Annotated in this window: 8 protein-coding genes; 4 read left to right on the forward strand and 4 right to left on the reverse strand. The window is 68.5% G+C overall.

Annotated features, from left to right (window positions below):
• The first annotated feature begins 104 nt into the window (after positions 1 to 104).
• From AB0I04_RS06230 to AB0I04_RS06240, 3 genes are all read left to right on the forward strand, one after another.
• Positions 105 to 2528, forward strand: a complete 2424-nt coding sequence (locus tag AB0I04_RS06230) for a ricin-type beta-trefoil lectin domain protein (protein WP_360879838.1) — start codon at positions 105 to 107, stop codon at positions 2526 to 2528.
• 286 nt (positions 2529 to 2814) lie between these two features.
• A complete protein-coding gene (locus AB0I04_RS06235) occupies positions 2815 to 4746 on the forward strand; it encodes an alpha-L-fucosidase (protein ID WP_360879841.1) in 1932 nt (643 codons plus the stop codon).
• 74 nt (positions 4747 to 4820) lie between these two features.
• Positions 4821 to 6632: an alpha-L-fucosidase gene (locus AB0I04_RS06240; protein WP_360879844.1), complete on the forward strand. Its 1812-nt coding sequence runs from the start codon at positions 4821 to 4823 to the stop codon at positions 6630 to 6632.
• A 117-nt stretch (positions 6633 to 6749) separates the two neighbouring features.
• Here the strand turns inward: AB0I04_RS06240 and AB0I04_RS06245 are convergent, their stop codons facing one another.
• The 3 genes from AB0I04_RS06245 to AB0I04_RS06255 form a co-directional block, all read right to left on the reverse strand.
• On the reverse strand, positions 6750 to 8180 hold the full coding sequence (locus AB0I04_RS06245; protein WP_360879847.1) for a sigma-70 family RNA polymerase sigma factor: 1431 nt from the start codon (positions 8178 to 8180) through the stop codon (positions 6750 to 6752).
• 182 nt (positions 8181 to 8362) lie between these two features.
• A complete protein-coding gene (locus AB0I04_RS06250; RefSeq protein WP_360879850.1) occupies positions 8363 to 10624 on the reverse strand; it encodes a M9 family metallopeptidase in 2262 nt (753 codons plus the stop codon).
• Positions 10625 to 10815: 191 nt separating this feature from the next.
• Positions 10816 to 11778 (reverse strand): LysR family transcriptional regulator, encoded by a 963-nt coding sequence (locus AB0I04_RS06255; RefSeq protein WP_360879853.1) that lies wholly within the window; start codon positions 11776 to 11778, stop codon positions 10816 to 10818.
• A 266-nt stretch (positions 11779 to 12044) separates the two neighbouring features.
• Between AB0I04_RS06255 and AB0I04_RS06260 the strand changes: the two genes are divergently transcribed.
• Entirely contained in the window at positions 12045 to 13001 is a 957-nt protein-coding gene (locus AB0I04_RS06260) for a LysR family transcriptional regulator (RefSeq protein ID WP_360879856.1), read from the forward strand.
• A 97-nt stretch (positions 13002 to 13098) separates the two neighbouring features.
• Here the strand turns inward: AB0I04_RS06260 and AB0I04_RS06265 are convergent, their stop codons facing one another.
• Complete coding sequence (locus tag AB0I04_RS06265; RefSeq protein WP_360879859.1) at positions 13099 to 14691, reverse strand: sigma-70 family RNA polymerase sigma factor; 1593 nt, start codon at positions 14689 to 14691, stop codon at positions 13099 to 13101.
• Positions 14692 to 15301: the final 610 nt, after the last annotated feature.

A 15301-nucleotide genomic window follows, 5' to 3' on the forward strand; every position in this document is an offset into this window, starting at 1 on the left:
CCCCCGACGCCGGCCGTCAGCGGGAGTATCACGAACCCGCTGACGGCCGGACCAGAACGCTCGGATGAGCGATGCACGATCCCGAGAGCCCCCATGGAGACGGCATGACCTGGGCATCACGGTGGAGAACCCTCCTCCTGACGGTTCTGACCCTTCTACCGGGCGTATTGGTCGGTGTGGCCGCGCCCTCTCCCGCGCACGCGGCGACCTCCACGTCGATCACCGTCGACGGCAAAGCGCCGGGGCTGGTGTTCGACGGTGTCGGCGCGATCAGCGGCGGCGGCGGGAACTCCCGGCTGCTGGCCGACTATCCCGAGCCGCAGCGCAGCCAACTGCTGGACTACCTGTTCAAACCCGGCTACGGCGCCTCGCTGCAGACCCTGAAGATCGAGATCGGCGGCGACACCAACTCGACCGACGGCGCCGAGGCCAGCCACGAACACACCCGGGGCGCCGTCGACTGCGACCAGGGCTATGAGTGGTGGCTGGCCGAGCAGGCCAAGGCCCGCAACCCGAACATCAAGCTGTACGGCCTGGCCTGGGGCGCTCCCGGGTGGATCGGCGGCGGCAGCTTCTGGTCCCAGGACATGATCGATTACCTGATGTCCTGGCTGGGCTGCGCCGCGAAGCACAACCTGAACATCGACTACCTCGGCGGCTGGAACGAACGGGACTGGAACACCGGCTGGTACGAGAACCTCAAGTCCACGCTCGTCGCCAAGGGGCACGGATCGATCAAGGTCGTCGCCGCCGACAACAACTGGAACGTCGCCGACGCGATGGCGAGCGACCCGGCGTTCAAGAACGCCGTCGACATCGTCGGCGTCCACTACCCGTGCGGCTACAACGGCTCGTTCACCTCCTGCTCCAGCACCCCCACCGCACGGAGCCTGGGCAAACCGCTGTGGGCCAGTGAGAACGGTTCGGAGGATCTCGACGGCTCCCCGGGTGTCGACAGCGGCAGGGGCGCCCCGGCGGTCGCGCGCGCGATCAACCGCGACTACATCGACGGACAGATGACCTCGTACATCAACTGGCCGGTCGTCGCGGCGCTGTACCCGAACCTGTACTTCCAGACCGACGGGCTGTCGCTGGCGAACCAGCCGTGGTCCGGTCATTACCGCATCGGCAAGACGACCTGGGTCACCGCGCACACCACCCAGTTCACCCACCCGGGCTGGCGCTACGTCGATTCGGCGAAAGGCTACCTCGGCGGGGACCGCGCCAACGGCAGCTATGTGACGTTGAAGCCCTCGAACGACTCCGACTACACCACCGTCATCGAGACGATGGACGCGACGGCCGACCAGACCGCCACGTTCACGGTCACCGGCGGCCTGCCCACCGGCCAGGTCCACGTCTGGGCGACGAACCTGACGTCGAACAACTCCGCCGACTGGTTCGCCCACGCGCAGGACGTGACACCGTCCGGCGGCAAGTACACCCTGACGCTGAAGCCCGGCTACGTCTACACCGTCACGACCATGGCAGGCGGCGGCAAGGGCACCGCGACGCCCGCGCCTTCCAAGTCCTTGGCCCTGCCCTACGCCGACGACTTCGACACCGCGGCCACCACCACGTCGCCGAAGTACTTCGCCGACATGAACGGCGCCTTCCAGACCGTGCCCTGCGGCGGCCGTACCGGAAAGTGTCTGCGTCAGATGGCCCCGACCCGGCCGATCCACTGGACCGATGAGAAGTCGCCCAACCCGTACACCATCATGGGCGACCAGACCTGGAGCAACTACACGGTCACCGTCGACGCGCTCCTGGAATCGTCCAGCACCGTCGACGTCCTCGGCCGGGTCGGCCAGCAGGGCAGGAACAACAACGGCCTGAACGCCTACCACCTGCTCGTCGGCGACAGCGGCGCGTGGTCCATCCAGAAGAGCGACACCAACTGGAACTGGACGACGCTCCCTGGCGCGAGCGGGAAGACGGACAAGCCGCTGGGCGCAGGCACCTGGCACCGGATCTCCCTGACCATGCAGGGGTCGAAACTCTCGGCGAGCATCGACGGCACGAAGGTCGGCGAGACGACCGACGCGTCGTTCGCCGGCGGCCAGGCGGGGCTGGGCGTGACCGACTACAAGACCGCCCAGTTCGACAACTTCCGGCTCGACCCGGGCACGGCCACGTCACCGGTCTCCGGCCCCGTCGCCGCGGGAATCGCCGGTAAATGCCTCGACGACGACAGGAACGCCGGCGACAACGGCACCCACGCGCAGCTGTGGGACTGCAACCGCACCGGCGCCCAGGTCTGGACGTGGGCGGGCGGCACGCTCACCCACAACGGCAAGTGCCTGGACGTCGCGGGTGAAGAGGTGGCCAACGGGACCCTGGCCCAGCTGTGGGACTGCAACGGCGGAGCCCACCAGCAGTGGTCGCCGCAGCCGGACGGCACCTTGAAGAACGTTCTGTCCGGACGCTGCCTGGACGACCCGGAGTGGAAGACCGTCAACGGCACACAGCTCGAAATCTGGGACTGCAACGGCGGAGCCAACCAGAAGTGGAGGCTACCGAGCTGATGTCCGTCCCCGGCCGCGGGTAGGCGAGCGACCCGCGGCCGGGACCCCGAAACCCGCACAAAGATCGGATCACTTGAACGAGAACTAATTGAAGATCGAGTCATCCAGGGGCCGCCTCGAATCTGTTTTCCCTGATTGATTCGCAGATCGAGGCAGCGAAATTAAGCATGCCCAAATTTCGTCGTAATGGCGTGATGGCATGCCCCCGACAAAGACATCGGATGAATGTATTGACGATCCCGGTAAAGCGGACGTAACGTGCTCGCAACCCACCGGGGAGTCGACAATGCACGAATCCATCAACCGTCGCAGCGTGCTGACCGGCATGGCGGCCCTCACGGCCGCCACAGTCGCCAGGCCGGGCGCGGCGCTCGCGGCCAAGGCCGCCCCCGCCGCACCACTGCCCATCCTTCCGCTGCGCGTTCCCCAGGTCGATCAAGGCCTGGAGCAGCAGCCGGATGACAAGATCGCCTGGTTGCAGGATGCCAAGCTCGGGATGTTCATCCACTGGGGTGTCTACTCCGGCCCTGCCAAGGGCGAGTGGTACATGCACGACGCGGCCGTCACGCCGGCGAACTACCAGAAATTCGTCACCGACGCCACGAGCGAGCAATTCACCGCCGACGCGTACGACCCGGCAGCCTGGGCGCAGCTGGCCAAGGACTTCGGGGCCAGGTACACGGTGCTGACCACCCGGCACCACGACGGTTTCGCGCTGTGGCCCGCCGGCCAGCCCAACGCCTTCAACGCGGGCCAGGCGCCGCTGCGGCGTGACTTCGTCAAGGACTACGTGGCGGCGGTACGGGCCGCGGGCCTGCGGGTCGGCCTGTACTACTCACCGATCAACTGGCGCTATCCCGGCTACTACGACGTCTACGGTACGAACTGCGCCAAGAACCCGTGGGGTTACACCACCGATCCCGCGCACAAGGAGAACGCGCGGGTCATGAAGAACGAGGTGTACGAGTCCATCAAGGAGCTCGTCTCCCAGTACGGAAAGATCGACGACCTGTGGTGGGACGGCGGCTGGCTGGCCGAGCAGGGCAGCGACGCCGACGCCAAGTACTTCTGGGAGCCCGGCCAGCTCCGGGACACGAGTAACCAGTGGCCGGTCGACACCGGCCACGGTGAAACCGACGCCGGCGGCCGCCCTCTCGGCCTGATGGGCATGGTCCGCAAGCACCAGCCCGACATCGTGGCCACCCCACGTTCGGGCTGGATGGGCGACTACGCCATCGATGAAGGAGGCTCGATCCCCTCCGGCGCCATCCGCACCGGCAAGCTGACCGAGAAGGCCTTCACCGTCTGCGGGTCGTGGGGCTACAACTCCAGCGCCGCCGTGATGAGCTACAGCGAGGCCATGAACATCCTGGTCAACTGCTGGGTGCGGAACATGACGGCCATCGTGAACGTCGGGCCGGACCGGCACGGAACCGTGCCCGCCGCCCAGGCGGACCTGCTCCGCAGGATCGGCACCTTCATGAAGGCGTGCGGCTCGTCCGTCTACTCCACTCGCGGCGGCCCATGGAACCCCGTCGACGGCCAGTACGGGTTCACCTGCAAGGACAACACGTTCTACATCCATCTGCTGCCCGGCTACAGCGGCACGAGCTTCACCACCCCGTCCGTCGGCGACGCCCGCGTGACCAGCGTCCACGACCTCGCCGCGGGCGCCGGCCTGCCGTACCAGGTCGGCTCCGACGGCAAGGTGACGATCACGGGCATCGACCGCACCCGCCATCCCGAGGACAGCATCGTCGCGGTGACCCTCGACCGCAGCGTGCGGCCCGCCGACATCGCGGTGGGGAAGACGGCCACCGCCGACAGCGAGGAGATCTCGCCGGGCAACCTGGCCGCCAAGGCCGTCGACGGGTCGACCGCCACCCGCTGGTGCGCGGCCGATGGCAACGCCGGGCACTCGCTCAAGGTCGACCTGGGCTCGACCAGGTCACTGACCGGCACCCGGATCGCCTGGGAGTTCGACAACACCCGGTACCGCTACCGCATCGAAGGCTCCGCCAACGGCACCACCTGGACGACCCTCGCCGACCTGACCGGCACGACCGACACCAGCCAGGTGCAGACCGCCACCTTCAGCGCCCAGGCCCGGTACGTCCGCGTCACCGTCACCGGCCTGCCCTCCGGCGCCTGGGCCTCCATCCGCAGCTTCGAGATCTACGACCGGCCCTTCACCGCCGGCCTGGCCATCCCCGCCTGAACCACTCAGCACGGCGGTCGTTCGAGGCTCGCCGTCCTGCCTTCCACCCACCCCGCACAGAACAGGAGCGGTTCATGTCCATGACGCACCTCAGGGGTCTCGCCCTGGCCGGTGTCCTGCTGACCGCCACATGCCTGGCCGTCACACCGGGGACGGCGTCCGCCGCAGCGGCGGCCCCCGGCCCTGGCACGAACTACGCGTTCGACGATCCGTTCACCTCCGCCCGTACGGCGTGGTGGCGGGACGCCAGGTTCGGGATGTTCATCCACTTCGGCGACTACTCCAACTGGGAGGGCGAGTACACCCGGCCCGACGGGACCGTCTGCCGGGACGCCGAGTGGATCAAGCGCAACTGCGACATCCCGATGGCCGAGTACGAGCAGAAGGCGTCGACGTTCAACCCGAAGGACTTCGACGCCAAGGCCATCGTCGCCGCCGCCAAGAGCGCGGGAATGCGCTACATCGTCATCACATCCAAGCACCACGACGGGTACGCGATGTGGCCGACCAAGCAGAACACCTGGAACCTGCGCGACCACTCGTCCTTCGACAAGAATCGGGACATCCTCGCCGAACTGAAGAAGGCCGCCGACGCAGCAGGGATCAAGCTCGGCCTGTACTACTCCATCTGGGACTGGCACGACCCGGACTTCGCCAGTGACTTCCCCAAGTACAAGCAGCGGATGTACGCCCAGCTCAAGGAGCTGGTCGACAACTACCATCCGGCGCTGCTGTGGTTCGACGGCGACTGGAACACCGACAATCCCACCAACAACTGGAGTCCGAGGGACGGGGAGGACCTGGAGTCGTACCTGCGTGGCCTGGACCGCGATTTGATCATCAACAACCGGGTCGGCAAGCGGCGGGTCACCGACGGCGACTACGGCACGCCCGAGCAGGAGATCCCCGCGGCGCCCGTCGACGGGCAGCTCTGGGAGAGCTGCATGACCATCAACGACCACTGGGGTTACGCGCGCTACGACACCAACTGGAAGTCCGGGCCGACACTGATCCACAACCTGCTCACCACCTCCAGCCGCAGCGGCAACTACCTGCTCAACGTCGGCCCGGACAGCCTCGGCAGGGTCCCCGCCGAAGCCGTTCAGCGGCTCAAGGCGATCGGGGACTGGTCCGGAACGGCCGGCCAGGGCGCCGCGGTCTACCGGGCGGGCTACCCCGGGGTGGTCGCCGAACCCGGCTGGGGGACGGTCAGCCGGTCCGGCAACGATCTGTACGCCTCGGTCTCCCAGTGGCCCGGCGCCGGCAAGCCGGTGCACCTGACCGCCACGGTCCCGTTCACCGTGACCGGCGCGGCGGTGCTCGGAAGCGGCCAGAAGGTCACCGTGACCAAGGCCGGTGACGGGTACGACCTCACCCCGTCCGGGAACGCCACCAACCCGTCCGCCACCGTGATCAAACTATCGATCGCCCCCCAGACCCCGGCGGCGCCGGGCAGCGGGACCGGGCTGAAGGCCGAGATCTTCGACAACGACCAACTGTCCGGGACGCCGAAGATCACCCGCACCGACCCGTCGATCAACTACGCCTGGCGGTTCCTCGGTTCCCCGGCCCCGAGCATCCCCAGCGACCACTTCGGCACCCGGTGGACCGGCTTCATCCAGCCGCGATACAGCGAGACCTACCAGTTCACCACCGTCTCCGACGACACCGCCCAGGTCTGGATCGACGGCAAGCTCATCGTCAGCGACACGACCCCGCACGAGCCTCAGGTCGACAAGGGCAGCGTCACCCTGCAGGCCGGCCGGAAGTACTCCATCAGGGTCGAGCACACCGAGCAGACCGGCGAGGCCTACATGAAGCTGCTGTGGTCGAGCCCGAACACCCCACAGCAGATCGTCCCGACGCGGCAGCTCTACACCCCATGAGTGCAAGCCACCGGTCTTAGAGTGTGTCCGTGCCGCGCCGCGGCACGGACACACGGCCGACCAGGACACGAGAACGGCCGGCGCGGGCCGCCACGATCGTGAGTGAGCCGGCGCTGCTCAGCCGAGCGTGAAGCGCTGTTCGGACGAGCCGGTATAGGCGCCGTAGAGGATGAACGCGGTCGGCGGGGGATGACCGCTGAAGGTCTTCCCGATCGACAGCGATCCGCCGGTCGCGTCGTTGATCAGGCGCGTCACCTGGTCGGAGAAGACCGGGACCGACCAGGTTCCGGCGGTCGCGCACGGGGCGATGCGCACCGCCCAGATGCCGCCGCCGTTGAATGACACGCGGTCGTAGTGGTCGCCTGCGGTCAGGCATTGGCCGGTCGGCTTGTCGACCAGTTTGAAGTGGCCGTCACCGGAACGTCGCCAGGCGGTCCTGGAGTCGCCGCACGGAAGCGCGACGGCCGCGTTTCCCTTGACGCCGACGCAGGCTCCGATGATCGCCGCCTTGATGCGGGTGCCGGAGACCGGCCCTGGTGTCAGCGCCTTCGATGCCTCTGCCGCCGGCGGGGCGAGCGGCACGGCGACCCGTGGCCGCGGGGCCGAGGGCGATGACGCCGAAGGCGGACGGGTCGCCTTGCGCACCGGTCCGTGCCATATCGCGAGGCCCACGGCCACCGCCACGGTGAGGCCGCCGGCCGCGACTCCGCTCATGCCCTTGACGCTCAGTCCCTTGGCGGTGGCGCCCGCGGTCTTCGCGCTCGCGGCCGTGACCGTGGCCCCCGGCGCGCTGTGGACGCCGAGGACGGCGCCCTGCTTGGCGAGGGGCACCAGGAGGGCGAAGGGGATGGCGGCGCGGAGAGTGGTGTTGAGGTCGAGGAGGTCGGCGTGGGCGCGGGAGCAGCGCGGGCAGGAGTCGAGGTGCTCCCGGAGGGCGCGCGGGAGGCGGTTGCCGGGTTTGCGGACGGCGACGGCGATGCGGTCGGCGAAGGCGTGGCACTCGGGCGAGGTGACGGTGGTCAGATGCGCCTTCAGGTAGGCGCGACGAAGTCCCTCGCGGGCGCGGAAGGCCAGGACGTTGACGTTGTTGCGGGTGGTGCCGAGGACGCCGGCCACCTGGTCGGGAGACTCCTCCTCGATGACGGTGTGCCACAGCACGGTCTTCCAGCGTTCGGGCAGCGACTCATACGCCCGGACGGCGAGCTCCTTGGTGCCGTCCTGCGGATCGGCCTCAGACTCGGCGGGCACGTCGGCGAACTCGGAGGTGAGGACGTGCCGTCGCTCACTGTGCGCCCAGTTCGAGGCCGTGTTCCGGACGACGGCATAGAGGTAGGGACGCCACGTACCGGACGGTCCGCTCGTGCCCGAGCGGACCGTCCGGAGGGTGCGCGCGAACGCCTCACTGGCCAGATCCTCGGCCGTCTGCGGATCGCGCGACAACCGCGCGGCGTAGGTGAGCACGGCGCGGTGGTGGCGCCGGTACAGTTCCTCGGCCGCGCGGTCGTCCCCGTCCCGGACGCGCCGGGTCAGCTCCGCGTCCTCGGTCATCCGGCCATTCTGCCAACTAATCCAGAATTGTTAGGTTTTGTCCCAATAGTGACCTGTGGCTTTCGGGGTGTGGTCATCGCTCACCCCGGCGCGCCGGGCTCCCGTCCGGTGACGGCCGCCGGCCATCGCCGGCGGCCGTCACCATCCGTCCAGGGCGTCGGGTGCCGCTGGTGGTGGCTGGGTCAGTAGGTCGTGGTGACGGAGACGCCGCTGTACGCGGTCGCCGCGTAGAGGCTGATGTAGCGGTACCCGGCGGCGGTGTTGGTGACGGTGATGCTTTCGGCGTTGTCCGGGTTGGTCGACTTGGCGGTGTAGGCGGTGGGGGTCGCCCAGGCGGCGGCGTTGTAGTAGAGGTCGGCGTTGCCCGTGCCACCGGTGGCGGTGATGTGCAGGGTCACGGATCCGGCCGGCAGGTAGATGTAGAAGTAGTTCAGTTGGCCGGTGGCCGCGGACTGGTTCGATCGGGTGCAGTTCTGGCCCAGCGCGCGGGTGTCGGTGGAGGGGCAGCCGCCCGGCGGGTTGGTGCCGCCGGCGATCGTGTTGAGCCAGGTGTCGAAGTCGGCGTCGTAACGGGTGCCGATGCCGGTGTTGTAGACGGCGTAGCCGCCGTCGTAGTCGCCGGTCCGGAAGTGGGCCAGCATGTTGTAGATGTCGGCGGGGTGCTTCTCGAACATGTAGCGGACTGCGAGGTAGCCCCAGGGGTAGGTGCGGGTGGTGTCACCGTAGGTGGTCTGCCACAGGGTGCTCAGTTTGTAGGTGTGCTTGGCGGCCTCGGTGACCGCCTCGGTGTCGGCGATGCCGCGGTAGCTGTAGGAGACGTACTCGGCCTGGCCCTCGATCCACCAGATGTCGGGATGCACGGTCTGCTGCTCGAAGGTGCCCTTCATGTCGTAGATGGACTGGAGGAGGTGCGTGTATTCGTGGTTGAGGTTCCAGACCCGGGCCACGAAGCCGTCGTCGCCGGGCTTCTGGTACATGACGGAAACAGGCTGGTTGCTCGGGTTGGTGATGTCCCCGGTCAGCGTCTCGCCGCCGTTGTCGGTGCTGTTGCCGAAGATCGCCCAGGAGTACGTCGCGTAGTCGGTCTTGGTGGCGAACACCGCGAGCCGGACATTGGTCTCGTACTGGCCGGGGATCGGGCCGTTGTCCCTGACCAGGCCGTGGTAGTAGGGGTCCTGGTTGCGCAGGCTCGTGCAGACGGCGGCCATGTCGGCGGCCGACAGCGCCTGCGCCAGGATGGTGCGCGAGACGGTCTGCGAATCGCAGGTCGAGGTGTGCGGAAGTGAAGCGGCGGTGAGTTTGGCGGTCAGGTCGCAGACGCCGTAGTAGGAGCACTGCGCCGGGTCGAGGTCGTTGGCCCGGTAGGCGACGTGGACCCACAGCGAGGCGGTCGGGCCGGTGATCGCGGAGAGGTCGAGCAGGCTCTTGGTCAGCGGCCGTACCTTGGCCTGGAGCGCGGGGTGCTCGAGGAGACGGGCCAGATCGTTGCCGGCGTTGGAGTCCAGGACGTCGTTGGGTCCACCCAGCAGGTTCAGGTGATCGCGGGCGAAGGCGTACAGGGTGTCGATGATGCTGGGGTCGGCGGTGACCGCGGCGACGAAGTCCGGGTTCCAGTTTCCGCGCCACAGCGGGGTGTAGACGCTGTTGAGGGCGTAGTCCATGTTCCCTACGGCGTCCCAGGAGCTGTTGTAGGCGTTGAGGATCCGCTTGTAGGTGTTGAGGTAGCGGCCCTGCACGTTGGCGCTGTCGGTGACGATGACGGCATCACCCAGGACGGCGCCGTTGCCGGAGCTGACGTCCATGGCGTGCGGGCCGGCGAAGAAGGTGTCCAGACCGGCCTGCACCGCTGCCGTCAAGGTCGAGTCGTAGGGGCCGACCGCGGAGGCGTTGTTCTCCTGGACGTAGTAGCCGGCCCACAGGAAGTAGATGAGTTCGTCCACGCCGGTGGAGTCGTCGCCGGGATAGGTCCTCGAGTAGGCCTGGAAGGCGTTGGCGACGGTGACCATCTGGGCCTGGCGGAACACGTCGTGGGCGTCGGTGCCGGTGATGCCGAACAGGCTGTCGATGCACTGGTGGGTCGAGGCTCGGACGTAGTCGGCCAGCGCGGATCCGGTCCGGCCGCCGAAGTCGCCCGGGGTGCACGACTGCGCGGCGGCCTTCGGCCTCGCCGACGGCAGGCGCTTCTTCACCGTCTGAAGCCTGGCCGGAGGCTGCTGGTCGGCGGTCAGCGGCTTGGCTCGCACGTCGTCGCGCTCTGAGGCGGTGCCGACCACGTCGGACGGCGCAGGCACCGGTGGCGCCGACGACGTACGAGGCGCCGCCGCGGCGGTCACGGCGGACGCCCTCCCATGGCCGGTCAGAGCGGTCAGAAGACCGGCGATCAGGGCGACGGCCAGGAATCTGACGACGAAGGTTCGGGAGGGCAGGGGGGTTCGGTGGCGCACTGTTGCTCCCTGGGGGTTTCTGCGCCTCAGGCGGGGTGGCGAGGCGTTCCACCGAACTTCCCAAGCCATATGGACAGGTGCAATATCACATGTCATAAGACATTTCGCGGCAGGTCATAACATGTCGCGGCCCGCCGAACCGGCGATGGCAGCGTGAATCAGACCCAAGTGGGGACGGCTCGCGCCGGGCGCTAACTCGCGCGCAGGCGGTTGGTCTGGGTCGCCCACGCCCGGAAGTGCGGCGAGTCGGTGATGAGGTCGCGGTAGGCGGCGGTCGCGGACTGGTGGACCGTCTCGACCACTTTGTCGCGGACGCCCCTCGCCCGCCAGGCGAGCAGGAAGCGGTGCCACACCGGCGTGCCTGTCAGGGGTTTGACGAGTACGCCGTCGGCGGGCAGGAACGTCGCCTGCACGATTGACACGCCCTCACCGTTGGCGATCATGTTCTGCAGCTGGAGCCTGTCGCCGAGGAACTCGTGCACGGTGACCGGGCTGAACCCGGCGGCCTGGCAGGCTGTGTAGAACACCCCGGGCCATCCGGCGCCGTCGTCGGGAGTCAGGAACCAGGCGTCATCGGCCAACTCCGTGAGCGAGACCTCCGGCCGGTGGGCCAGCCGATGGTCGGCGGGCAACGCCACGAATGCGGGCTCGGTGGTGATCGCGCGGTGCGCAACGGCATCGGAGTGCCGCAACCCAAGCCCTGGATAGTCCACGCCGATGGCGGCATCCAGCTTGTCGCCCTCCAGGAGTTCGACGATCTGCGAGGACGCATAGACGCTTGAGATGGTCAGCGTCAGATCCGGCAGCGCGGTACGGATCCGGGCGACCGTTCCGGGCAGGATCGGAGTGTTGGTCGCCGCGAGTCTCAGGACCTGACCGGCGGCAAAGACCGTGCCGGTTGAGCGGCGTTCGATGGCTTTCGCGCGCGCGAGCACGTCGCGAGCCCGTGCCACGACCTCCAAACCGAAGGCCGTCGGCGCCATCCCTGTCTTGCTGCGGGTGAACAGCGGCTCACCGAGGAAACCCTCGATCCGCCCTAGCTGGGCGCTGACCGCCGGCTGAGAGTAGCCCAGCAGCGTCGCCGCTCTGCCCAACCCGCCGGTGTCGGCGATCGCACACAGCATCCGCAGATGACGAAGTTCTAGATGTTCCATCGATACTCCCGGTCGTGTATCAGCCGGTGCAGCAAAGCCCGACATCGCGGGCGCGATACCGATCAGTCGCGGATCGTGGCAGCCGGAGGCTTCGTCCGTCGCGTGTCCGAAGTGTGAACGCGAAGGAAACTTGCCGGTCATAAGCCCGTACATAAATCTGGGTTATGCATGGACTTTTAGCGCGTATATCGGCCGCACAATCACTGCAAGGCAAGGTCGACGTGGAGACCGGCGATCGGCCATAATCTGTCGCATAATTCTCAGTTATGGAACTTGATATCCGGCATCTCCGCATGATCTGCGCGATCGCGGAGACAGGTAGCCTCACGCGGGCCGCCGCCCGGATGGGACTGTCGCAGCCTGCCATGACGAACCAGCTCCACCGGATCGAAGAGCTCCTCGGCGGTGCGCTCTTCGTGCGGACGCGCAGCGGGACGGAGCCGACGCCGCTGGGACGCCAGGTCATCTCCCGCGCCCGGATCGTCCTGTCGGAGATGAACGCCCTGTTCGGTGATCTGCCCGGCCTCGCCGGGCAGTTGCGGAGCATCCGGCTCGGCTCCATACACGTGGCGTGCGTCGCCAGCCTCATCCCCCGGGTCGCGGAGGAACTCCCGGAGGTGGAGCTGTCCCTGCGCATTGAGCCGTCGGCCGTGCTGCTGACCGACGCCCTCACCCACGGTGACCTGGATGCGGCGCTCATCGGCGTCATCGAGGGCTATGGCATTCCGATGGCGGCGCCGATCGCGAACCGCACGCTTGTGCCCAGATACCCGATCTTCGTCGCGCTCTCGGCCGCCCACCCGCTTGCCGAGCGCGCGGAGATCGAGCTGGCCGACCTGGAGGGCGAGTACTGGATCAGCCCCCCGGGCGCCGACGACGGCTCGCTCGCGGCGCTGCGCTCGACCTGCCGGACAGCCGGCTTCGAGCCCAGGGTGCGATATGACGCGCCGAGCGGCGGGGCGCAGCCGCTGGTCGCGCCGGGGTACGGAGTGCGGCTGGTCGACCCGACCTGGCCCGCCCAGCCCGGCACCGTCGTCCGCCCGCTGGCCGGCGACCCGCAGGTCGGACGACTGATCGTCGCTTGGCGCCGGGACAGGCTGAGTGACGGCATCGCCGCCGCGCTCTACCGGAGCCTCGCCCGGGCCTACACGGACCACGTGGACGACAATCCGATTTTTCGGCGCTGGTGGGAGGCCCACCCGGAGATCCATCCGCTGGTCTGATCCGAGACGGCGGCAGCCGGCCGAGCACCGGCATCGGCCCGACGACTCGTCGGCCAGGGGGCGACACGGAAGCAACTTCTGTACGGTCGAGGCCGGGTCACTGCGGTGTCGCGAAGTCCTGTGTCCACCAAGGGCCGCCGCTGCCGTACGTCACGCCGACGCCGATGTCCTTGTATCCGCAGTTGAGGATGTTGGCCCGGTGGCCGGGGCTGTTCATCCAGCTGTTCATCACGTCCGCTGGGGTCTGCTGGCCGGCGGCGATGTTCTCCGCCCACCCGCTCCATCGATAGCCCGCTGCCGTGATGCGGTCGCCGGGGCCCTTGCCGTCGGGATTGGTGTGGTCGAAGAAGTGGCGGGCGGCCATGTCGTCGGAGTGCTTCTGCGCCGCGGTGTGGAGTCTGCCGTCGACGTGCAGCGGACCGCAGCCGCTCTTGGCCCGCTGCGTGTTCACGAGGCTGACGACCTGCTGCTCGATGCCGCCCGGTGAGGCGCTTCCGGGAGGCGAGATCGGGCGGCGGGTACGGCTGACCGGCCGGTGGGTACGCGTGACCGAGCCTTGGACCGGCGACGGCGCGCGATACCGCCGTGCCGGAGCGGACGGCCGGCTCATGGTGGTCGGCCCTGCCGTGACGGTCGGCCTGCTCTTGGTGGTCGGCCGGGCCGCGTCCGGTTTCGCCGCCGGTTCGAGATCCAGTGAGTGAGGAATCGACCAGATGAGGAACACGGCGATCGCCGCCGCGGCCGTTCCGGCGATCGCGGTCGGTGCCCGGCCGGACCCGAGGCGCCGCATCCGGCGATGTCTCCCGGTGGCGGCGTGCGTGCCGGTGTGGCGGGGCCCGGAGCCGGTGTGGAGTGCCGCCGAGCCGGTGTGGGCCGACGCGGAGCTGGCGTGGAGTGACGTGGACCCGATATGGAGAAGCGCGGAGCCGGTGTGCGGAGGTGGTGGCACCAGGGCCAGGCCCGCGAGCAGCACCTCGGCGGGTACGAGACCCTTCCGATGATCTGAACAGGTCCGGCAGTCTCTGATGTGCCGCGCGATTCGCTTTCGCCAGACGGACGTGGGGTGGCCGTCCCACCCGGCTATCAGCTCGGACAGTCCCGCGCACCGTGGCTCCGCGCCGAGCGCCCGGACGATGGTGCGCCCGGAGTCCAGTCGTTCTTTCATCCGCTGGACCCGTACGGCGACGTGCCTCGCCGGGGATCCCAACGCCTCGGCCAACTCCGGTCGGGTGAGTTGTCCCGCCGCCTCCAGCCACCACAGCGTGAGCAGTTCGCGATCGTCCGGGTCCAGCCATCGCGTCGCTTCGGCGATCTCCCGGCGCTGCCCGGACAGGCCCAGCCGCAGGATGGTCAGGTCGACGAAGTCGGCGGCGGGATCGGGCACGTCGTATACGGCCTCGAGGTCGACGACGGGCCGCTTCTGGTTCGCCGACCAGCGCCGCCGTACCTCGTTCATGGCGACGGTCACCAGCCAGGACCGGAACCGTGACGGATCCCGCAGGCCCTCGAGGCCGTTCATGACCCGCAGCAGCGTCTCCTGCACCAGGTCGTCGACGTCGGCGTGGCCGCCGAGGGCCCGGCCGATGATGTTGTAGACGAGCGGCAGGCAAGCGGAGGCCAGCCGTTCCCGGGCTTCCCCGTCGCCGGCCTGCGCCGCCGCGACCAGCTCCTCGCTGACGTCCGCGAGCATCCGTCCTCCTCACGGGCCGATCCGTTCGACCTCTCCCTGGAAGACCTCGCGACGCGCCGCCGATTACACGAAATTCGAGGCCATTTGCGGCCATCTGCGGGTGTGCGGCCGGAAGCGATCGTGGTCAGCCGGCCGGACCGCAGGCCTCTCCCTGCCGTCGCCGTTGCGACGCCGCAGGTCGTGGGCGGTCCTGGACGGCGATCGAGCGTCAGCTCCGGGGCGAACGGCGTCGGCGAGGCGACCGCGCTGCCGAGCGGGCAGTGTCCGCAGGCCGCTGGGGCGCGACCGGATGCGATGCGGGGCTCGCGGCGAAAGCCCGGCCGAGGTCGCGTAGTTCCTGTTATCCGCTGCCGCGAGCGGGGTCTTCACAGTGTCGGAGATTTCCCGAAAGGCGGGCAGCGGTGAGGCCGAGACAAGTGGCCAATGCGGTCAGGGTTGCCGGCCGGCCCGTGCGCGCCCATCACGACGCGGTAGTCGGCCAGGCCGCCGTACGGCGCGGCCGTCCAGTTCCGGTGGAGGAAGCAGATCGACCCACCGCACGAAAGGCGGGTCATCGAATACGCCACTGAAGATCTTTCACTCGTTTGGGCTGGTCGGATAGCTGATCAGC

Source organism: Actinoallomurus sp. NPDC050550 (genome assembly GCF_040655075.1).
Lineage (GTDB): Bacteria > Actinomycetota > Actinomycetes > Streptosporangiales > Streptosporangiaceae > Actinoallomurus.

What these genes read in the sequence shown, in the direction of transcription:
- AB0I04_RS06230 (WP_360879838.1), top strand. Translation starts at nt 105, where the DNA reads ATGACCTGGGCATCACGGTGGAGAACCCTCCTCCTGACGGTTCTGACC.
- AB0I04_RS06235 (WP_360879841.1), top strand. Translation starts at nt 2,815, where the DNA reads ATGCACGAATCCATCAACCGTCGCAGCGTGCTGACCGGCATGGCGGCC.
- AB0I04_RS06240 (WP_360879844.1), top strand. Translation starts at nt 4,821, where the DNA reads ATGTCCATGACGCACCTCAGGGGTCTCGCCCTGGCCGGTGTCCTGCTG.
- AB0I04_RS06245 (WP_360879847.1), bottom strand. Translation starts at nt 8,180, where the DNA reads ATGACCGAGGACGCGGAGCTGACCCGGCGCGTCCGGGACGGGGACGAC.
- AB0I04_RS06255 (WP_360879853.1), bottom strand. Translation starts at nt 11,778, where the DNA reads ATGGAACATCTAGAACTTCGTCATCTGCGGATGCTGTGTGCGATCGCC.
- AB0I04_RS06260 (WP_360879856.1), top strand. Translation starts at nt 12,045, where the DNA reads ATGGAACTTGATATCCGGCATCTCCGCATGATCTGCGCGATCGCGGAG.
- AB0I04_RS06265 (WP_360879859.1), bottom strand. Translation starts at nt 14,691, where the DNA reads ATGCTCGCGGACGTCAGCGAGGAGCTGGTCGCGGCGGCGCAGGCCGGC.